Annotated in this window: 14 protein-coding genes; 4 read left to right on the top strand and 10 right to left on the bottom strand. The window is 71.6% G+C overall.

Annotation, left to right across the window (positions count from 1 at the left end):
• The first annotated feature begins 217 nt into the window (after positions 1-217).
• Positions 218-2,380, top strand: a complete 2,163-nt coding sequence (locus tag OG841_RS41265; protein ID WP_371569479.1) for a serine/threonine-protein kinase — start codon at positions 218-220, stop codon at positions 2,378-2,380.
• A 48-nt stretch (positions 2,381-2,428) separates the two neighbouring features.
• Here OG841_RS41265 and OG841_RS41260 read toward each other — a convergent pair whose 3' ends face one another.
• On the bottom strand, positions 2,429-3,571 hold the full coding sequence (locus OG841_RS41260) for a S1 family peptidase (protein ID WP_371569477.1): 1,143 nt from the start codon (positions 3,569-3,571) through the stop codon (positions 2,429-2,431).
• A gap of 220 nt (positions 3,572-3,791) precedes the next feature.
• Between OG841_RS41260 and OG841_RS41255 the strand changes: the two genes are divergently transcribed.
• The gene (locus tag OG841_RS41255; RefSeq protein WP_365116763.1) at positions 3,792-4,502 is read left to right on the top strand and encodes a ThuA domain-containing protein; all 711 of its coding nucleotides are present in this window, start codon (positions 3,792-3,794) and stop codon (positions 4,500-4,502) included.
• Positions 4,472-5,575, top strand: a complete 1,104-nt coding sequence (locus tag OG841_RS41250; RefSeq protein WP_365116760.1) for a Gfo/Idh/MocA family protein — start codon at positions 4,472-4,474, stop codon at positions 5,573-5,575. Before OG841_RS41255 ends, OG841_RS41250 begins: the two co-directional genes overlap by 31 nt.
• Here the strand turns inward: OG841_RS41250 and OG841_RS41245 are convergent, their stop codons facing one another.
• The 7 genes from OG841_RS41245 to OG841_RS41215 form a co-directional block, all read right to left on the bottom strand.
• A complete protein-coding gene (locus tag OG841_RS41245; protein WP_328636705.1) occupies positions 5,576-7,054 on the bottom strand; it encodes a glutamate-cysteine ligase family protein in 1,479 nt (492 codons plus the stop codon).
• A 109-nt stretch (positions 7,055-7,163) separates the two neighbouring features.
• The gene (locus OG841_RS41240; RefSeq protein WP_328636706.1) at positions 7,164-9,179 is read right to left on the bottom strand and encodes a TIM-barrel domain-containing protein; all 2,016 of its coding nucleotides are present in this window, start codon (positions 9,177-9,179) and stop codon (positions 7,164-7,166) included.
• 5 nt (positions 9,180-9,184) lie between these two features.
• On the bottom strand, positions 9,185-10,012 hold the full coding sequence (locus OG841_RS41235; RefSeq protein ID WP_328636707.1) for a carbohydrate ABC transporter permease: 828 nt from the start codon (positions 10,010-10,012) through the stop codon (positions 9,185-9,187).
• Positions 10,009-10,920 carry a carbohydrate ABC transporter permease gene (locus OG841_RS41230; protein ID WP_328636708.1) on the bottom strand — a complete coding sequence of 304 codons (912 nt, stop codon included), beginning with the start codon at positions 10,918-10,920 and terminating at the stop codon, positions 10,009-10,011. The genes OG841_RS41235 and OG841_RS41230 overlap by 4 nt, the downstream gene beginning before the upstream one ends.
• Positions 10,917-12,161: a sugar ABC transporter substrate-binding protein gene (locus OG841_RS41225; RefSeq protein ID WP_371569472.1), complete on the bottom strand. Its 1,245-nt coding sequence runs from the start codon at positions 12,159-12,161 to the stop codon at positions 10,917-10,919. The genes OG841_RS41230 and OG841_RS41225 overlap by 4 nt, the downstream gene beginning before the upstream one ends.
• Positions 12,162-12,206: 45 nt before the next feature.
• Positions 12,207-13,151 (bottom strand): LacI family DNA-binding transcriptional regulator, encoded by a 945-nt coding sequence (locus OG841_RS41220; RefSeq protein WP_365116750.1) that lies wholly within the window; start codon positions 13,149-13,151, stop codon positions 12,207-12,209.
• A 2-nt stretch (positions 13,152-13,153) separates the two neighbouring features.
• Positions 13,154-15,151: an ATP-binding SpoIIE family protein phosphatase gene (locus OG841_RS41215; RefSeq protein WP_371569469.1), complete on the bottom strand. Its 1,998-nt coding sequence runs from the start codon at positions 15,149-15,151 to the stop codon at positions 13,154-13,156.
• Here OG841_RS41215 and OG841_RS41210 point away from each other — a divergent pair.
• On the top strand, positions 15,143-16,123 hold the full coding sequence (locus tag OG841_RS41210; RefSeq protein WP_371569467.1) for a hypothetical protein: 981 nt from the start codon (positions 15,143-15,145) through the stop codon (positions 16,121-16,123). The two genes, OG841_RS41215 and OG841_RS41210, sit on opposite strands and share 9 nt — an antisense overlap.
• A gap of 162 nt (positions 16,124-16,285) precedes the next feature.
• On the opposite strand, the gene OG841_RS41205 is transcribed toward OG841_RS41210, so the two are convergent.
• Together OG841_RS41205 and OG841_RS41200 are read right to left on the bottom strand one after the other, a co-directional pair.
• A complete protein-coding gene (locus OG841_RS41205; protein ID WP_328643468.1) occupies positions 16,286-19,480 on the bottom strand; it encodes an amidohydrolase family protein in 3,195 nt (1,064 codons plus the stop codon).
• A 116-nt stretch (positions 19,481-19,596) separates the two neighbouring features.
• Complete coding sequence (locus OG841_RS41200) at positions 19,597-20,196, bottom strand: hypothetical protein (protein ID WP_371569464.1); 600 nt, start codon at positions 20,194-20,196, stop codon at positions 19,597-19,599.
• Positions 20,197-20,247 lie beyond the last annotated feature (51 nt).

Below are 20,247 nucleotides of genomic sequence, written 5' to 3'. Positions count from 1 at the left end.
CCCGCCCCGAGCCCCCTTCATGCCTCCTCAGAATAGGGCCAGGTGCCGGGATCGACCCCTCGCTTTCCTCCTGAGAACCGTGATGCCGCGGGGTTCGGCCGGTCGGCAAGGCCGAGATCCATGTCCCCCGCGCATCGGCGCCCCTCTAGAGTGAGGGGTCCCTGTCAGAAGAGTCCGGACCGCAGCCGTCCTGGCCAGAAGCGGTGAAGGAGACGCGGTGACCCTGCGCGAGAACGATCCGGAGTCTGTCGGCGGCTACCGGATCGAATCGCGGATCGGGACCGGCGGCATGGGTGTCGTCTATCTCGGCCGATCGGCGTCGGGACGGGCCGTCGCCGTCAAGGTGGTCCACACCCGGTATGCCGACAACCCCGAGTTCCGGGCCAGGTTCCGGCAGGAGATCGCCGCCGCGCGCCGGGTCAGCGGCGCGTTCACGGCACCGGTCGTGGACGCGGACCCGGAGGCGGAACGGCCCTGGATGGCCACGGCGTTCGTGCCGGGCCGGACGCTCGCAGAACGCGTGGACGAGTCGGGACCGCTGGACTGGCCCTCGCTGCGCCGCCTCGGCACCGAACTCGCCGAGGCTCTGCGGGAGATCCACCGCGCCGAAGTCGTGCACCGGGACCTCAAGCCGAGCAATGTGCTGCTGCTGGAGAGCGAGGGCGACGACGGGGCCGTACGCGTCATCGACTTCGGCATCTCGCGCGCGGCCGACAGCGATGTCCGTACCCAGACCGGCATGGTGATGGGCTCGCCGCCGTTCATGGCTCCGGAGCAGTTCAGCCGCCCGCACGAGGTCGGCTCCGCGGTCGACGTCTTCTCGCTGGGCGCGGTGCTCGTGTACGCGGCCACCGGGCACAGCCCCTTCGAGGCGGAGAACGCCTATCTGGCCGCGTACAACACCGTGCACGGTGAGCCCCGGCTGGGTGAACTGCCCGAGCAGCTGCGCCCGTTGGTGTCGCGCTGCCTGGCGAAGGAACCCGCTGACCGGCCGACGTCGAGCGAGGTCGTGGAAAGCCTGTCGGGTCTGCCGGAGGAACTGTCCGACGGGAGACCGGTCCAAGTGGTCTCCCGCGCCCCGGAGATCCGGACGACGGACGTGGTGACCTCACCGCTCGGTCACGTGGGACCGGTCCGGCAAAGGCGCCGCGGGAGGAGACTGTGGGCCGCCGTCGCCGTCGTGGCGCTCCTCGGCGGGGCCGGGGCGGCCGCGGTCGCCGTGGTGGAGGACGAGCCGGCGAGTACGGTCGACGCGTTCGACGCTCTCGCTCCGCGGCCGACGCCCAGCGGGACGGCACCGGCGGGCTGGAGGCCCTGGCACAACGCACTGGGGTCGGGCGGGAAGAACCAGTCGATGACCGTCGGCCCCTCGTGCACTCCGGACGCGCTCGGCGTCTTCTGCTCCTCCGAACAGGTCGCCCTGATGCGGCTGAACCCTGCGACGGGGAACGTCGAGTGGACGAAGTCCATGAGCCGCAAGCAGGTCAGCAGCTTCTCGGTGCGCGGGCCGGTCGTCCATGACGGTGTGGTGTTCGTGTACAGCGCGGATCGCTCGCAGGGCGTCGACGCCTACGACGGAAGGACCGGCGAGCGGCTGTGGCAACTGAAGGGCCCGCTCGGCGAGTTCGATTCCCTGGGCGGAGTGCTTCTGGTCCGCCTGGACCAGCTCGACTCCTCCGACACGGCACGCTATGCCGCCTACGAGCCGCGCACGGGCAAGGAGTTGTGGCGGCGTGAGCTGACCTCCACCTCGGCGAGCCCCTTCTACGAAGGCCCCAAGGACACGCTTTACGCCGATCTGCGCGGCGGCGAAGGCGGCATCGCCCACCTCGACGCACGGACCGGCAGGACCCTGGGCAGTGTCGACGCGCCGAAGGGCGACCTGTGGCTGGCGACGGTCCACGACGGCACGGCGTACTACGCGCGCTGGGAGGACGACTCCGGCGTGTCCGCCGCCTTCTTCGTCCAGGATCTCAGCAGCGGCAAGACCCGCCGGATCGACTTCCCGTGGAGCGTGGAGCCCGAGGCACCGCCGCTGGTGCAGGGCGACACCATGTACATCTTCGACTACGGCAACGAGACCCTGCTCGCCCTCGACGTGAAGAAGGGCAAGCCGCTGTGGTCCAGCTCGCGCGATCTGCGCGTCTTCAGCGAACCGGCCTACCACGCGGGCCGGTTGTACGTGACGATGCCGGACACCAGCATCGTGGCCCTCGATCCGAGGACCGGGAAGGAGATCGGCCGTACCAATCCGTCCTTCGACACGACGGGCCGCTCCTTCGAGGAGCTGTCGCCGAGTTCGGTGCCGCCTCTCCTGGTGGGCGATGTGCTGTACGGGGTCAGCGGGCCGGGGATCTTCTCAGTGGCCGACGTCACCTGAGCGTCAACGGGTGTGGGCCCGGCCCGAAGGTCGGGCCCACACCGGTGTTCAGGCGGTGTGCAGGGTCAGGCCGTACCGGTTGAGGATCTCGTTGACGGGCTGGAACCAGGTCTCGCCGCCGCTGGAGCAGTTGCCCCAGCCGCCGGAGGTCACGCCCTGGGCCTGGTCGCCGCTGATGAACGAGCCGCCGGAGTCGCCGGGTTCGGCGCAGACACTGGTCTTGGTCATCTGATGCACGGCGCCCTGGCTGTAGTTGACGGTCTCGTTCATCGCGAGGACCGTGCCGCAGTGCCAGTGGCTGGTCGAGCCCGAGCGGCAGATCGAGGAGCCGACGGGCGCCACGTTCGACCCGCGCACGAGCTGGTCGGAGACGGTGCCCCAGCCGAGCACGACCGGGACGGTCCACCAGCCGCTGCCCACGTTGACCCAGGCGTAGTCGTTGTCGGGGAAGGACGAGCCCTGGAAGGTGCCGACATAACTGCGGTCCCAGCCGTAGACGCTGCCGGTGTGCTGGTCGCAGTGGCCGGCGGTGACGAAGCCGCCGTACACCGAGAAGCCGATGGAACAGCGGACGTTGCCCGTGTAGTAGGGGTCACCGCCGACGGTTCCGGCGGCGAAGGTGGTCGGCGCGGCGGCCACCTCCCGCACAGTGACGGGACCCGCCTTCCGGGCGCGGGCGACGAACTCCCGGACATCGTTGTCACGCTGTCGGCCGTCGACGATGTTCACCACCACCGCGCCGGCCTTCGGGTCGACGTGCCAGCTGCTGACGGCGTCCGGTGCGGAGAGTTTGTCGATCCGGGACTGGGTGGCGGCGAGTTCGCGTGCGCTGTGGGCGACGGTGCGGACCGTGGCACCGGTGGCGCGTATCTCGCGGAGGGCGGTGGCGGAGGCATCGGGGGTGACGGCGACGGTCAACGTTCCCTCGGCGGCGTCGAACCAGGAGCCGCCGTACGAAGTACCCGCGGTCCGGCGGACCTTGGACTCAAGAGCCGTGGCCCGCCGCTCGGCGGCGAGCCGTGCCTCGGCCTGCTGGCGCGAGAGACCGAAGTCCCGCTGCATGGCGGAGAGGAGACCGGCGGAGGCGGGCGCCTTCTCGTCGGCGGTGGCGGGAACCGTGCCCGCGGTCGCTCCGACACCGAGCAGGAGCAGCACGGCCAGGCCCGCGCGCATGATTCTGGTGCGTCTCATGGAGATTGCCCTTCGTCGTTCCAACGGGGTGGGGGTGGAACAGCAGAGTTCTCTGAGAGCGCTCTCAGTGGTGTGGCGCGGCAGAGCCTAGCCGCTCACCATTGACAGGTCCATACCAATATCGAGGTTGGCGAAATCCCGGCACGCGGAACGTGGATTTCCTCCGGCCCGTCCGGGGGAACTCCCCCAGGAGCCCTTTACTGCCCCACAAAGGAACAAGATGACGCGTAAGAAAGCACTGGTGGTCCGAGGCGGCTGGGAGGGACATCAGCCGGTCAAGGCCACGGAGCTGTTTCTGCCCTTCCTGGAGAGCAGTGGCTACGACGTCCGGATCGAGGAGTCGACCGATGTCTACGCCGACAGCGCCGAGATGGCCGCCACCGACCTCGTCGTGCAGTGCGTGACCATGTCGGAGATCACCGCCGAGCAGGTGTCGGGACTGAGCACGGCCGTCACGGCCGGTACCGGCTTCACCGGCTGGCACGGCGGAATCGCCGACTCGTTCCGCGCCTCCTCCGACTACCTCCATCTGGTGGGCGGCCAGTTCGCGACCCACCCGGGCAAGGAACCGTGCGAGCGGCGGGGCGGTGAGGAGGACAACTTCCTGCCGTACACCGTCACGATCACCGAGCTCGGCCGCGAACACCCCGTCACCGCGGGCATAGAGGACTTCGAGCTGCACACCGAGCAGTACTGGGTGCTCCACGACGACCTGATCGACGTCCTGGCCACCACCACCCACCCGGCGCAGCCGTGGCAGCCCTGGCACCGGCCGGTCACCTCCCCGGCGGTCTGGACCCGCCAGTGGGGTGCCGGACGTGTCGTGGTGACGACACCCGGGCACAACCTCGACGTCCTCGAGAACCCCCACGTCCGTACCGTCATCGAGAGGGGCATGCTGTGGGCGACGCGCACCGCATCGGCGTCGTAGGTCTCGGCGTCATCTCCCGCGCCTACCTGGAGACACTCGTCGGCCACCGGGCCGTGCGCGTCACCGCGGTCGCCGACCTGGACGCCTCCCGGTCGGCCGCCGTCGCCGCCGAACTGCCCGGAGTGCAGGCGCTGTCCGTCGAGGAACTGCTGAGCAGCCCGGACGTCGACACGGTGCTGAATCTCACCGTCCCCTCGGCGCACGCCGAGATCGCCCTCGGGGCCATCGGGCACGGCAAGCACGTCTACGGTGAGAAACCGCTGGCCGCCGAACTCACCGACGCCCGCGCCGTCCTGGAGGCCGCGGCGAAGGCGGCGGTCGGAGTGGGATGCGCGCCGGACACGGTCCTGGGCACCGGCGTCCAGACGGCACGGGCGGCGGTGGAGGCCGGTGCGGTCGGCCGCCCGCTGTTCGCCTCGGCCGCCATGGTCACCCCCGGCCACGAACGGTGGCATCCCCACCCGGACTTCTACTACACGGCCGGTGGCGGCCCCCTGCTGGACATGGGGCCGTACTACCTGTCCTCCCTGGTGCATCTGCTGGGCCCGGTGCGTGCCGTGATCGGGGCGTCCAGCCGACTCCGCACCGAGCGGGTCATCGGGTCCGGCCCGCGCACCGGCGAGCGGATCCCGGTCGAGGTGGACAGCCATGTCTCCGGGGTCCTCGAACACGAGGGCGGGGCCCTGACGACGATCACGACGAGCTTCGACGGCGTGGCCACGACGGCCGCGCCGATCGAGGTCCACGGCGAGAGGGGCACCCTCACGGTCCCGGATCCGAACAACTTCGACGGCGAGGTACGGCTCCTCGAACTCGGCGAGGGCGAGAAGGGCTGGCGCACGCTGTCGCCGTCCGCGGGCTACGTCGGCGCCGCCCGGGGCGTCGGTCTGCTCGACTTCGTCGCCGCCGACGGACAGCGGGCACCGCGCGCGAGCGGTGAACTCGCCCTGCATGTCCTGGAGACGATGACCGCCCTGCTGCGTTCGTCGGCCGAGGGGCGGCGGATCGAGCTGTCGACGTCGGTGGAGCGACCTGTTCCGGTGCCCCTGACACCTCCACAGGAATGGCGCTGATCAGTCCACGGGCCAGGTGTGCGCCGGTGCGTTGAGGTGCATGTAGTCCATGTACGTCGTCGTCATCCGCCGCAGCGCCTCCTGACGGTCTCCGACGCCGGCCTTCTCCAGGTGGTGGACCGTCTCCGCCTGCCACAGGGCGCCGTTGCGGCCGGTGACGCAGCGCTGCTCGATGACGCCGAGCAGGGGCTCACGCCACTGCGCGTCCATGCCGGCCAGCTCCAGGCCCCGGTGGGCCAGGGGCAGCAGGCGCCGCAACACCAGCTCCGTGACAGGCACTTCGCCCGTTCCCGGCCAGTACAGGCGGGCGTCGATGCCGTCACGGGCGGCGGTGTGCAGGTTCTCCTCGGCGACCGAGAAGGACATGCGTGTCCACACCGGCCGGTCCTCGTCGACCAGGGCGCGCGTCAGGCCGTAGTAGAAGGCACCGTTGGCGATGATGTCGGCCACGGTGGGCCCGGCGGGCAGGACCCGGTTTTCGATGCGCAGGTGCGGGCCGCTGTCGGTGACGGCGTAGATCGGGCGGTTCCAGCGGTAGATCGTGCCGTTGTGCAGGGTCAGTTCGCCGAGTTCCGGAACCCGGCCGCTGTGCAGTGCTTCCTGCGGGTCCTCGTCGTCGCAGATCGGCAGGAGCGCGGGGAAATAGCGCACGTTCTCCTCGAAGAGATCGAAGACGCTGGTGATCCACCGCTCCCCGAACCACACCCGGGGCCGTACGCCTTGTGCCTTGATCTCCTGGGGGCGGGTGTCGGTGGCCTGCTCGAAGAGGGGGATGCGGGTCTCGCGCCACAGCTCCTTGCCGAAGAGGAAGGGCGAGTTGGCCGCGAGGGCGATCTGCACGCCCGCGACGGCCTGTGCCGCGTTCCAGTAGTCCGCGAACTCCTTGGGGGCGACCTGGAGATGGAACTGCGTGCTGGTGCAGGCGGCCTCGGGGGTGATGGCGTCGGCGTACATCATCAGGCGGTCCACCCCCTCCACCTTGATGTGCAGGTCCTCACCGCGCGCCGCGAAGATCTGCTCGTTGAGCAGCCGGTAGCGCGGATCGCCCGACAGGGCGGTCTCTCCGACGTCCGCCTCGCCCAGCGTCGGCAGGATGCCCACCATGATCAGATGCGCGCCGACGGCCGAGGCGCGTTCCTCGGCGTGGTTGAGGGCGTCACGGATCTCCTGCTCCCAGGAGCCGGGCCCGCCGGACAGGAGCCGGCGCGGCGGAATGTTGATCTCCAGGTTGAAGCGGCCCAGCTCGCTGGACCAGGCCGGGTCGGCGATCGCCTGGAGCACCTCGGTGTTCCGCATCACCGGGAGACCGTCCTCGCCCACCAGGTTGAGCTCGATCTCCAGCCCGACCTGCGGCCGCTCGCTCTCGAAGCCGGACTCGCGCAGCATCTGCGCGAGGACGTCGAGGCAGGTGTGCATCTTGTCCCGGTACCGTCGGCGGTCCTCCCGCGTGAACACCAGGGCCGGCACGTCACGTCCCATCGGGCCCTCCCGAGTCCCCTCGGCGGATGCCTCTCCCGTCCCAGAGTGGCACCTCGGGAGCGCCCCGGACAGTCGGCGCACGCCACCGGGGCGGTGTGCGACCTCCTGCTCACAGAACGTGCGCTCCGGCCCGTAGCCAGAGCGGGGCGGCGGTGAGGGGGATGCGGACCCGACGCCAGGCAGGGCCGGTGAGCGGCCCTCCGGAGCCCGCGTACGGCAGCCACTCCCCCGGCGGGAACCACACCTGCCGCCGTCCTCCCGGCGCGTACAGGGGGGCGACCAGCAGGTCGGGGCCCAGCAGGTACTGAAGGTCGGCCGCGTGCGCGTCCGGGCGGTCGGGGTGGTCCAGGGCCATGGGACGGGCGAGCGGTTCCCCGGTGCGGACCGCGTCGGCGGCGGCGCGGTGGATGTACGGCAGCAGGCTCGTGCGCAGCCGGGCCGCGTGCAGGACGGCCGTGTACGCCTCCTCGCCGAAGTCCCAGGGCAGCCGGGAGGTCATGCCGTGGAACCGGCTGAGGGGTGACAGCAGGCCGAACTGCGCCCAGCGGACGAAGAGTTCGGGATCCGGTGTGCCGTGGAAGCCGCCGATGTCGTGGCTCCAGAAAGGGTGACCGGAGAAGGAGAGCGAGAGGCCCGCGCGCAGGGTCGACGCCAGGTCCTGCCAGCTCGCGTTGGGGTCGCCGGTCCACTTGGCGCCGTGCCGCTGGCCGCCGGTCCAGGTGGAGCGGCCCCAGGTCAGGCCGTGGCCGGCAGCCTCCTGGGTGACCTTTGCGACCAGGTCGTTGAAGAGCAGGGGGTAGAGGTTGTGCAGCCGGTCGCCGGTCATGCCGTCGTACGCCACCGTCTCCGCGGGAACCGCCTCACCGAAGTCCGTCTTCAGGACCGAGACTCCGGTGGCCAGGACCTGGCGGACGCGCTCCTGGAACCAGTCGACGGCGCCGGGATGGGTCAGGTCGAGGACGGCCGAGTCCGGATGCGCGCCGCCCCAGACCTGGCCGGTCCAGGTAGTGCCCGAAGGGGCGTGCAGGAACCAGCCGTTGCGGTCCGCCTCGGCGAAGTACGGGCTGTCGACGCTGATGTACGGGTTCATCCAGAGCGAGACGTGGAAGCCCTGTCCCGCCAAGTAAGCCATCAGCCCGCGGGGGTCCGGGAACGCCTCGGTGTCCCACTCCATGTCCGACCAGCAGCCGGGGCGCTGCCAGTAGGTGTCGATGTGCACCACGTCGCAGGGGAAGCCGAGTTCGCGGATACGACGGGCTCGCTCGCGTACCTCGTCCGCGCTGTCCGGGCGGAATCCGCCGGAGATCCAGGGGCCGAAGGCCCAGTCCGGGGGCAGCAGGGCGGGGCCGGTCAGGTCGCGGTAGGTGCGCAGGCACTCGGCGGGGGTGCCGGTGATCAGGTAGTAGTCGAGTTCCTCGTCGGGGACGGTCAGGGACCAGGCGCCCGTGTTGCTGTGGGCGAGATCGAAGGAGGCCGCGGTGGTGGTGTCCACGAGGACGGCGTAGCCCCGGCTGGAGAGCAGGAACGGGATGGCCTTGTAGGAGCGGGTGCCGGTCGAGCCCTGGGCGTCCTCGATCCAGCAGTCGACGCGTTGGCCTCGCAGATCGGGGCCGGTGAAGCGCTCGCCGAGGCCGTAGAAGTGCTCGTCGGGCTCGGTGAACCAGCTGTCGTGGTAGGCCAGCCGGCCGTCGGCGAGTTCGGTGACGCCGAGGGGCAGGACGGTCCTGCGTCCGCCGGGGTCGCTCACGTCGGTCGCCTGTCGCAGCTGACGGTCCGTCAATTCCATGGTGAACGGCGTCAGACGGGCTTTGAGACACAGCGACTCCAGGTGGAGGGTGACGGCGTCCGGTGACCGCTCGACCGTGCTGCGGGTGTCCGTCGGCGCGGTGACGACGGACACCCGCGGCGCGGCCGGTACGCCGTCCAGCCGCAGCGTGATCCGTAGGCAGTTGCCCGTCGCGGGGCGCAGCCGGAGGACGCCGGTACGTCCGGCCGCGGTGCGTACGTCGAGGGTCACGCCGTCCTTGTCCGCACAGGCGACGGAAGCACCGGCCAAGGGATCCGGCGCGGCCGGGATCGGGGGTGGCGGCGGTGCCACCCAGGGCGCGCGGTCACGAGGATGCATGGCGTTCAGCCCCTCACGCTGCCCGCGGTGAGCCCGCCGACGATGAAGCGTTGGAAGACGGCGAAGACGCAGACCACCGGGATGCTGATGAGGGTGGCGGTGGCCATCAGGGCGCCCCACGACGTCCCGTGCTGCCCGATGAAGGCGTTGAGCAGGACGGTGACGGGCTGGACGTCGGGCCCCTCGCCGAGCGTCAGCCCGAACAGGAACTCGCCCCAGCCGATCAGGAAGGACAGTCCGGCCGCCGCGACCACTCCGGGCACCATGAGCGGCAGGACGACCCGCAGCAGCACACCGGGGAGTCCGCAGCCGTCGACCAGGGCCGCCTCCTCCAGCTCCGGGGACATGCTGCGCATCACGGGACGCAGCACGATCACCGTGAAGGGCAGCGTGAGCGTGGTGTCGGCGGCGATCAGGCCCAGGTACGTGCCGGTGAGGCCGGCCCGGCGTTCGAGGATGAACAGCGGGGCCGCCAGCACGATGGCGGGCGGGAGCTGGGCGACGAGGAGGGCGAGCACCATCGTGCCCGAGCCCCGCATGCGGATGCGGGCGAGGGCGTAGGCCAGCGGGACGCCGAGAAGCAGCGTGAGCGCGACCACCCCGCAGGAGATGACCAGACTGTTGAACAGGGCCCGGGTCAGGCCCTCGTAGCCCAGGGCCGTCGAGTAGTTCTCGCCGGTGACGGGGCTGGGCGCCCACTGCGGGTCCGGCCTCAGGATGCGGTCCGGCCGGGTGAGGCTGGTCTTCACCATCCAGTACACCGGCAGCAGGAACACGGCGGTGATGAGCGTGGCGATCACGGTCCACAGCCAGGGGTGGCGCGGTGGTCTCATACGGCACCTCCCGCCGGCGCCTCGTCCTCGCGCCGCAGCCGTCGTACGTACCAGACGCCTGCCAGCAGGGGTACGACGAGCAGCAGCAGGCCGGCCGCGGCTCCCTGGCCGAACCGGAAGAACGAGAAGAACACCTCGTAGACGTAGAGGGAGAGCACGCGGGTGGCGTCGACGGGGCCGCCGCCGGTCATCACGAAGACGAGGTCGAAGACCTTGAAGGTGTAGAGCAGGCCGAGGAGGAGCACGGTCACCGAGACGGGCCGCATCAGCGGGAGGGTGATGTGGCGGAAACGCTGGCCGGCGCTCGCTCCGTCGATGGCGGCGGCCTCGTGGAGTTCGGGGTCGATGGTGTGCAGTCCGACCAGGAGCAGCAGCATGTTGAAGGGCACGCCGACCCAGACGTTGGCGAAGACCACCCCCGCCATCGAGGTGGACGGGTCGGTGAGCCAGTCGTGGGAGAGACCGCTCAGGCCGACTGCCTGGAACAGGGCGTTGTAGGCGCCGGACTCCGCGTCCAGCATCCAGCGGAAGAGGGTGCCGCTGACCACCGGCGGCAGCAGCCAGGCGACCAGCAGGAGGGAGCGCAGCAGGCCGTTGAAGGGGAACGGGCGGGCGAAGAGCAGAGCCAGGGCGAAGCCGATCGTGAACTGGAGCAGCAGCGAGCCGAGGGTGAAGACCAGGGAGAGGCGCACGGAGTGCCAGAAGGCCGGGTCGTCGGCCACGGTCCGGTAGTTGTCCAGTCCGTTGAACCGCTCGGCCCCACCGAGGAGTTGGCCCAGGTCGACGTCGTGGACGGACGTCCACACGTTGTAGAGCAGCGGGTAGGCCAGGAAAAGGGCGAGGAAGGCCATGCCCGGCAGGCAGAAGAGGTAGCCGGTGCGGCGGCGGCGCGCGGAGGGCTGGTTCATTGCGCGCTCAGAGCTTTGTCGATCTTCACGGCCGCGGTCCTGGCCGCGGCGGACGGGGACGCGGATCCGGTGAGCACGGCCTGCTCCGCCTCCGCGATGGCCTGAGAGGCCTCGGTGTAGTGGGGGCCGTACTGACGCGGCCGGGCCAGGGGCAGCTGGCTGAGGAAGAGCCGCAGGGCCGGGTCCGAGGCCCAGCTGCCGCGGTCGGCGAGGTCCTTGCGGGCGGGGAGTTCACCGAAGGCCACCAGGTACGGCACCAGGACCGAGGGGCGCTGCGTGTACTCCAGGACCTCCCACGCCTTGTCCACGTGCTTGCTGTTCGCCATCACGACCCAGTTCTCGCCGCCCAGGCAGGTGGCGGCCTCCTTGTCGCGCGGCAGGGCGACGACGTTCCAGTCGAAGGCGGCCTTCTTCAGGGTGGGGATCTGCCACGGGCCGTTGATCTGCATCGCGGCACGCTGGTTGAGGAAGCGGGTGTTGACGTCCTGCTGGGTCCAGCCCACGCACTGTTCGGACAGAGAGCCCTTGGCGATCAGTTCGTCCAGGAAGGTGAGCGCGGTGGCGCCGTAGGTGCTGAAGGTGTCCAGGTCGCCACCCGCCTGCCACAGGAACGGCAGGAACTGGAAGACACCTTCCTCGGTGTTGATCGCGCTCAGCGCCAGGCCGTAGCGGTCGCCGCTGGTGAGTTTCTGGGCGGCGGAGGCCAGTTCGTCCCAGGTGGTGGGGGGTTCGACGCCGGCGGACTTGAGCATGCGGGTGTTGCAGTAGAGGGCGAGGCAGTTGCTGTTGTTGGGGATGCCCAGAGTCTTTCCGCCCACCTGGCAGCCCTCCCAGGGGCCCTTGTAGTACTGGTCGGCCTGGCCCCATTTCTTCACTCTGGCGGTGAGGTCGGCCAGCAGACGGCTGCTCCCGAGGGTGTTCATGGCGACGTTGTCGACGATGGCGAGGTCGGGCAGGTCGCCGGAGATCGCGCCCAGGGTGATCTGCCGTTCCAGCTCCGCGAACGGGAAGGTCCGCCGCTCGATCCGCACGGCCGGGACGCCGGCCTCGATGTCCTTGATCAGGCGGTTCATTCCGGGCTGGAAATTGTCCAGGGTGAAGTAGTCCCACCATTCGAGGGTCACCGGGCCCGACGTGTCCGAGCTGCAGGAGGTCATGGCCGCACCTGCGCCGAGGCCGGCAGCGGCCGCTGTCGCGCCCGAGGCGCGGAGAAAACCGCGGCGGTCGAGGGGGTACGACATGTTCTGCTCCCAGGGTTCGGTGATCGGGTCACAGAAACGGACGTATCAGAAATCCAGGTCTATATCAGGGAAATCGGGGAGTTCATTCTCGGGTTCCGAGCCCGGCACCGTCTGGCAGCGTCCCGTGCTGCCGCGCAGGGTGATCAGCGGTTTCAGCAGGACGTGCCGGGGCGGCGAGTCCGGTGAGCGCAGCCGCCGCATCATCAGGTCCACGGCGACCCGGCTCATCTCCTTGGCGGGTATCTCGGCGGCGGTGAGGGGCGGGTTCACCTGTTCGGCCCAGGGACTGGCCGCGACGCCGACGACGGAGAAGTCGCGCGGCACGCTGCGGCCGTGCCGGGTGAGTCCGCGGTAGACGCCCTCCAGGGCCGCTTCGTTCATGGTGACCAGCGACGTCGTCGCCGGGTCCTCGCTCAGGATCCGCTCCACGACCTTCTCCCCCGAGGCGAGGTCGTCGCCGCACAGGTAGGCGTGCGGGGTGAGCAGCAGTTTCTTCATCGCCTGGGTGTAGCCCTCGTCCCCGAGCCGCGCGAAGCCGTAGCCGCTGTTGAACAGTTGCTCGGACCGGTTGACGAAGGCGATTCTGCGGTGGCCGAGGTCGGCGAGGTGCTGGACGCAGCCGCCGGCCAGTCCGGCGAAGTCCAGGTCGACCCAGCCGGCCGCGTCGGCCCGGTGGTTGCGGCCGATGGCCACGAAGGGGAAACCCGCCTCGGCCAGGCGCTCGACGCGATCGTCCTCCCGGCGGATCTCCATGACGATCACACCGTCCACCCGCCGGTCGTCGATCATCCGCGGGAAAGAGGGGTCGCCATGGCTGCCGGCGGGGGCGAGCAGCAGGTCGTAGCCCTGTTGGGCGGCGGCCTCGGCCACCCCGCCCACGAAGGCGAGCTGCATGGTGGTGTAGTCGTGGAGGCGTCCGGAGGGCGGGTAGAGGAGCCCCAGCGTGTGCGTGCCGCCGCCCGAGTCGTCGGTTCTGGGTCGCGCCGCCATGGTCAGCCGGCCGGGAGGGATTGCTCGGCCCAGATGGTCTTGCCCACGGGCGTCTGGCGGGTGCCCCAGCCCTGGGTGAGCTGGGCGACCATGTGCAGCCCTCGGCCGCCCTCGTCGTAGGTGCGGGCGCGGCGCAGATGCGGGGCGGTGTTGCTGGCGTCGGAGACCTCGCAGATCAGGGTCCGGTCGCGGATGAGGCGGAGGCCGATCGGAACGGCGCCGTAGCGGATGGCGTTGGTGACCAGCTCGCTCACCACCAGCTCGGTGACGAACGCCGCCTCCTCCAGTCCCCACGCGGTGAGCTGACGGGTGACCTGGGCGCGGGCGTCGGCCACGATCGCCGGGTCGGAGGGCAGGGACCAGGCGGCGACCTGGTCGGCGTGCAGGGCGCGGGTGCGGGCGAGGAGCAGGGCCACGTCGTCGGAGGAGCTCTTGGGCAGCAGCGCCTTGAGAATGGTGTCGCAGGTCGCTTCCAGCGAGGCGACCGGCCCGGCCAGGGACTCGCAGAGCCGGTCGAGTCCGAGCCCGACGTCACGGTCGCGCGCCTCGACCAGGCCGTCGGTACAGAACGCCAGCAGGCTGCCCTCGGGCAGCTCCAGTTCGGTGCACTCGAAGGGCAGTCCTCCGACGCCGAGCAACGGCCCCGGCGTCAGCTCCACCACCCGGGCCGTGCCGTCGGGGAGCAGCACGACGGGCGGGACGTGACCTGCGCTGGCGAAGGTGCACACGCGGGAGACCGGGTCGTAGACGGCGTACAGACAGGTCGCACCGATCTCGCCGCTGACGACGTACGGCTCGTCCGGAGCGAGGTCCTCCTCGTCCGTGGACAGGTGGGTGACCAGATCGTCCAGGTGGGTGAGGAGTTCGTCCGGGGGGAGGTCCACGTCGGCGAGGGTGCGGACGGCGATGCGGAGCCGGCCCATGGTGGCGGAGGCATGGATGCCGTGCCCGACCACGTCTCCGACGACCAGGGCCACGCGGGTGCCGGACAGGGGCACGACGTCGAACCAGTCGCCGCCCACGCCCGCGCCGGTGCCGGCGGGCAGATAGCGGTACGCCACCTCGACGGCCGCCTGTTTGGGCAGGTCCCGGGGCAGGAGGCTGCGCTGGAGGGTGAGGGCGTTGGTGCGCTCGCGGGTGTAGCGGCGGGCGTTGTCGACGCCGACCGCGGCCCGGCCCGCGAGTTCCTCGGCGAGGATCAGGTCGTCCGGTTCGAAGGCCGGGGAGCCGCTGCTGCGGGTGAAGACCGCGACGCCGAGGGTGATGCCCCGTGCGCGCAGGGGGGTGGCCATGACGGAGTGGAACCCGTACTCCGCCACGCGGGCGGTGCGCATCTCGTGACCGGCGATCCAGGCGGCGAAGTCGGGGTCGCCCGCGCCGCTGAGCACGGGTTTCCCGTCGGCCAGACAGCGGGCGGGCGGCGAGAAGGGCGGGTAGGTGTCCATCCCGCCGAGGTCGACGGCCGCCTCGGGGACGCCCTCCCCCTCGGCGGCGGACTGGTGGGCGACCCTGCGGAGCACCACGGCCGCGTCGACCGGTCCCGGCACGGGTTCGTCCCCGCGCAGCACGGAGTCCAGGAGGTCCACACTGACGAAGTCGGCGAGGCGCGGGACGGCGAGATCGGCGAGCTCCTGGGCGGTGCGGGTCACGTTCAGGGTGGTGCCGATGCAGCTGCCGGCCTCCTGCAGCAGAGCGAGCCGTTGCCGGGCCGCGTGCTGGTCGCTGCTGTCGAACGCGGCGGTGCCCACGCCGACGACCTCACCGGTCGCGGGGTCGCGGACGGGCCAGAGCTCGATGACCCAGGCGCGGTGGTGGGCGGAGCCGCGGGGAGCGGCGGCGCCGGGGGCGCAGACCGGCTCCGGGGCCAGACACTCGTAGCGCATCGGGGCGCGTTCCTCGGCGACCCGGCGGACACACCGGAGGAAGCCTTCGTCGGCGGGGGCGGGCGCCTGCGGCTCGTATCCGGCGTCGAGGGCCGGCCCGCGTGCGGTTTGGCGCATCGCCGGCTCATCCCCGCCCGTGGCGACAGCTTCTTCTCCACCCCGTGCGGGCGACTCGCCCCCGGCTCCCGGCGATCGCGCGCCGCCCTCGGCGCCCACCGCCCGCTCCTCGGCCCCTACGACTCGCGCTCCACCCTTGCCCCCTGCCGACCGCGCCCCACCCTCGACCCCAACCGGTCCCGCTCCACCCTCGGCCTCAACCAGTCGCCCTCCACCCTCGACCCCCACCGGCCGCACGCCGCCCTCGACCTCAACCGGCCGCGCCCCACCCTCGACCCCCACCGGCCGCACGCCGCCCTCGACCTCAACCGGCCGCGCCCCACCCTCGACCCCCACCGGCCGCACGCCGCCCTCGACCCCTGCCGGCCGCGCCCCACCGTCGACCCCAGCCGGTCCCGCTCCACCCTCGGCCTCAACCAGTCGCCCTCCACCCTCGACCCCCACCGGCCGCACGCCGCCCTCGACCCCAACCGGCCGCGCCCCACCGTCGACCCCCACCGGCCGCACGCCGCCCTCGACCCCAACCGGTCCCGCCCCGCCCCCGCCTGTCGTCCCTCGCCCCCCGCTCTCCGCCGTCGCGTTCCGGCGCCACGAGCCGGACGTCACGCTGTGCGTGGAGAGCGCGATCGAGGCCTGGTCGAAGGCCCACTCCACCATGCTGTGGTCGGGGCCCGGGGAGAGGGCCACGACGAACGAGTGGGCCATACCGTCGCCGCCCAGCGACGGCTGGGCGTGCAGGGCCGTTTCGACGCGGTGGCCGTCCCGATGCCGCAGTGCCGCCGTGCCCCTCCATTCCTGGGAGCCGGTGAGGGAGAGCCCGGTCGCCCCGGGAGCCCCCTCGCCGAGGAGCAGATCCGTCGCGGCGCGCCCTACGACCTCCGGAGCCCGGTGGCCCAGCAGTCGACGAGCGCCCTCGCTCCACCCTGTGACCACGCCGTCCAGGCTGAGGGTGACCGTCGCGACATCGGATGACCACCCGCTGTGACCGTTCCCTTGATCAAAAGTGGCCATTCTTGCTCAATTCGCGCGGTGAGGTGCCTCACAGACCCAGAGTGCGCGCCACACAGGAATCGGACAAGTCAGATCCAGGGCCCGTGGACGTCCAGGCGTCAGACCCGCATCGCTCGGCATCTCTCACAGCGCGGTCCCCGGATCGCAGCATCCCTCACGCCGCATCTGTTCGCTCACCCCGAGCCATTCCGCCTCGGAGGTCGCGTCGGAGGACACCCCGGAGCGGGGCACGGAGTCGAAGGCGTCCACGAGGTCCGCCTGCTCGAAGGGCACACCTCCGCGCAGCACCGCCACCGTGCGGATCAGGGTGTCGAAGTCGGTGAAGGGGTCACCGTCCACGACCGTGAGATCGGCGAGCTTCCCCTCCTCCAGCGTCCCCAGATCGGCGTCCGCGCCGAACACACGGGCGGGCAGCAGGGTGGCGGTGCGCAGGGTCTCGGCGGGAGACAGCCCGCCGCGGTGCAGCGCCCTCAGGGCGAGATGCAGATGCAGACCGACCGGCACGAGCGGCTGGTCCGTGCCGAGCGCGACCTGACCGTCGTCGGCCAGGATGCGCCGGTACACGTCCACCTCCCGGTCGAGGGTGGCCAGTTGAGCGGTCGTGGGGGGCTGGCCGGCCTGCTGGCGGACCAACGCGGTGTCCCACGGCGGCATCAGGGAGGTGACACGGCGGTCCTCCGCGAGCGCGCGGTCCGCTCCCAGCAGGGCGAGCGCCGTGAACGGGGTGGCGACGAGAGAGAAGCCCGCCTTGGTGTAGATCTCCTGGACGTCCTCGTGGACGCGGCCCGAGGCGGTGGTCGCGTGCCCGAACTCCAGCCGCTGCGTGGCCTGCAGATGGGTCGTCAGGTCCTGCCCGAGCTGCACGCCAGGCGTACAGAGATGGCTGCCGCTGCGCACACCGAGCCGCTCGTGCGCGAAGTCCGCGGCCTCCTTCATCACCCACCCCGGCGCGCGGACGTACGTCTTCACGAAGTCCCAGTCCAGCGCAGCTCCGCGCTCCAGCGAGCGCCGCAGCCCCTCGGGGGTCCGGTGCGCTCGGCCCATGCTGTAGGCGACGCGAGCCCCGTCGAGCAGTTCACCGGTGGCCAGCAGCCGCGGCCCGGCGAGTACTCCGGCGGCGACCGCCTCCCGGATCCGGGCCTGCTCGTAGGCGAAGCCGCCCAGGGAGACGGCGGTGGTGATGCCGTAGGCGAGTTGGAGCGCGGTCTGGCGTCCGCCGTAAGTGCTCTGCCAGGGGTGGGTGTGCGCGTCCCAGAGTCCTGGGAGCACGGTGCGGTCGCTCGCGTCGAGTCGGTGTGCGGCCGATCGCCCGGTGCGGTGCGGGGAGACCTCCGCGATACGGCCGTCACGGATCAGGATGTCGATGTCCTCGCGGACGTCCGCTCCGGTGCCGTCCCAGAAGCAGCCGGCGTGCACGAGGGTGTCGGCGGGGCGGGGGCGCCGGTAGTCCAACGGCACCTTGACGGTACGGGCCTTGCCGCTGCGGACGTCGATCAGGCGCAGGGTACCGGCGGAGAGGTAGAGCAGGGTGTGGGCGTCGGCGGACCAGGAGGGGTGGTCGGCGGGCTCGGTGGTGAGTCGGCGCGGCTCACCGTCGGGGGTACCGTCCGGGCGGACCGGCAGCAGCCACAGAGCGGACTCGGCGACCACGGCCATCCAGCGGCCGTCCGGCGACCAGACCGGGCCGGAGTCGTAGCGGTCGGAGAGGGAGGTGTGCGGGGCGAGGGCGTGCAGGGCGGCGGTGCCGGTGCTGGTGTCGACGACGCGGATGAGGTTGTAGCCCTCGCGGAAGCGCTGGTTGAGCCGGTTGCGATCGCACAGGGCGATGTACCGCCCGTCGGGAGACCAGCTGGGGCGGCCCGGCAGACCGCCCGCGCCGAGCGGTGCCACGAGGGTCCGTTCGCTGCCGTCGGGCAGGTCGCGCACGAGCAGGTTGCCGGACATGTCCAGGCAGGCCAGCCGGGTCCCGTCGGGCGAGAGGGCGGGGAAGACCCGGCCGCCGTCGGCGAGCACGGTCTCCTCGCCGGAGTCGAGGTCCCGGCGCCGTACCGCGAACAGTCCGTCCCGGTCGTCGGCGAAGACCAGACCCGTGCCGTCGGGTGTCCAGGTCGGCCCCAGCACATAGCGGGTGTGCGGGACCTGGAGCACCTTGCGGGGTGCGTGCCCGCCCGACGTCCGGGCGGTCCACAGGGAGTTGAGCGCGGCGAAGGCGACGCTGCTGCCGTCGGGCGAGAGGGCGGGCAGATGCAGGGCGCGCACGGGCCGGGTGCCGGCGCCCTCCAAGTCGTACGCCTTGCCGCGGTAGCGGGGTCGTGGCACGGGCATCGCGGCCGTGAACGGGATCTCCTCCCCCGCCGCGGGCGCCTTGGGATCCACGAGGCGGAAGTGGCCGTCCACCGCGAGCAGGAGCCGTTCGCCGTCGGTCCAGCGGGGCGGCGCCGGAAGGACATCGCCGTCGACGGCGATCGGCGTGCCGTCCACGACGAGGGTGCACGAGGCGCTGGGGGCGGGCGTGGTGCGCAGATACGCCAGGCGGCCGCCGGGTGAGACGGCCGGGGTCATGAGCTGGGCGCCGGAGTCGTCGGAGTGCTCGACGGTGACCGGTCCCGAACCGTCTGCGGCGACCGAGGCGACGGTGTCGGCGCGCAGGGTCCCGGTGGCGGTGACGGCCGCGCGCACGAACAACACGCGCTCGCCGTCCGCCGACCAGGTGGGGTCGAAGTCCTCCCAGCCCCCGCCCTGCGCAGGGCCCTCCTGGGTGGCTCGTCCGGTGAGCCGGGTCAGCGCGCCGGAGCGTACGTCGACGAGCCAGATGCGGTACGGGCTGCCGGTCACGGTGTCGCCGCCCCGCTCGGAGGCGAACGCGATCCGGGTGCCGTCCGGCGACCAGGCGGGGCCGCGGTCGTCCCAGGGGCCGTCGGTGAGCCGGCGTACGTCGCCGCCGTCGGAGCGCAGCGTCCAGAGGTGGAAGCCGCCGCCGCGGTAGGCGCACACGACGAGGCGGCCGCCGTCGGGCGAGAACTGCGGACGGGTGGGTTCGAGGCCGGGCGAGGTGAGCGCGACGGCGGTGCCACCGGTGCGCGGTATCGACCAGAGCACGTTCTGCACTTCGGCGACGAGCCGGTCGCCGGCCGGGGAGAGCGTCGCGGAACCGCCGGTGGCGGCGGTCAGGGAGAGGGTGGCTGTGTGGGAGGGGGCGGCCGAGGCGGGTGTACCGGAGGCCGCGACGGCGGTGGCGGTGGCACCGGCGGCCTGGAGGAATCTGCGGCGGGAGAGCGGACCGGGCCGGAAGGTGTCATGTGTGCCGTGGGCGTCCAAGGGAGCCTCCAGTGCGCGGGTGAGGTGCCGGTCGACCAAGGTCCTTCCCCGCAGGGGCCGGTGCTGCGCCCGAACACCGTGTCCGGGAGCGGTTTTTCGCCCCCGGACCCCTCAGCTCACAGACCGTCACGCACCATGGCGGCGACGATCCGCACGTGGCGGTCGGCCGCCGTGCCGGAGAACTCGTTCTCGTAGTTGAGGCCGTACGGCCAGAAGTGCCCGCCGCCGGTGGACAACTTGGCCGAGGAACCGTCGAACTGCCGCACGAGGGCGGTCGCCTGAGCACCCGTCCAGGTGCCACTGCCACCGAGGGAGGACCAGCCCGAACTCGTGCCCACGCCGATGGTGTGGGCGATCTCGTGCAGAGCGGTCCGCTCGGTCATGTAACTGCGGTTGCTGCCGAAGCGGATGGTTCCGTTGAGGTTGCCGTCCGCGGTGGGCACGCTCGTGTCGTAGCGTACGGTGATGGACTTCCCCAGGTCGCTGAGGTTGTTGTAACGGGTCACCGCGGCGTTCATCGCCGATGTGATGCGGGTGTACGCCGCCTGCTGGTCCGCGGTGGGGTTGCTCGCCCGCTCCAGGGTCCAGGTGATGGTGGCCGCCGCGACCTGTTCCCGGGGTGCGGGCGCGGCGGGCGGGGCGGCCTGGGCGACGCCGGGGCCGGCCAGAAGCAGGGCGGCGAGCGCTGCCGCCACTGCGGTCTTTCGTGGGTTCATGTGGGGGTCCTCTTGTGAGGGTGGATCCTGTGGGGGGTGGATCCCGTGGGG

This window comes from Streptomyces canus, assembly GCF_041435015.1.
In the GTDB taxonomy this organism is placed as follows: Bacteria; Actinomycetota; Actinomycetes; order Streptomycetales; family Streptomycetaceae; genus Streptomyces; species Streptomyces canus_G.
This window is presented reverse-complemented; position numbering and strand designations above follow the sequence as displayed.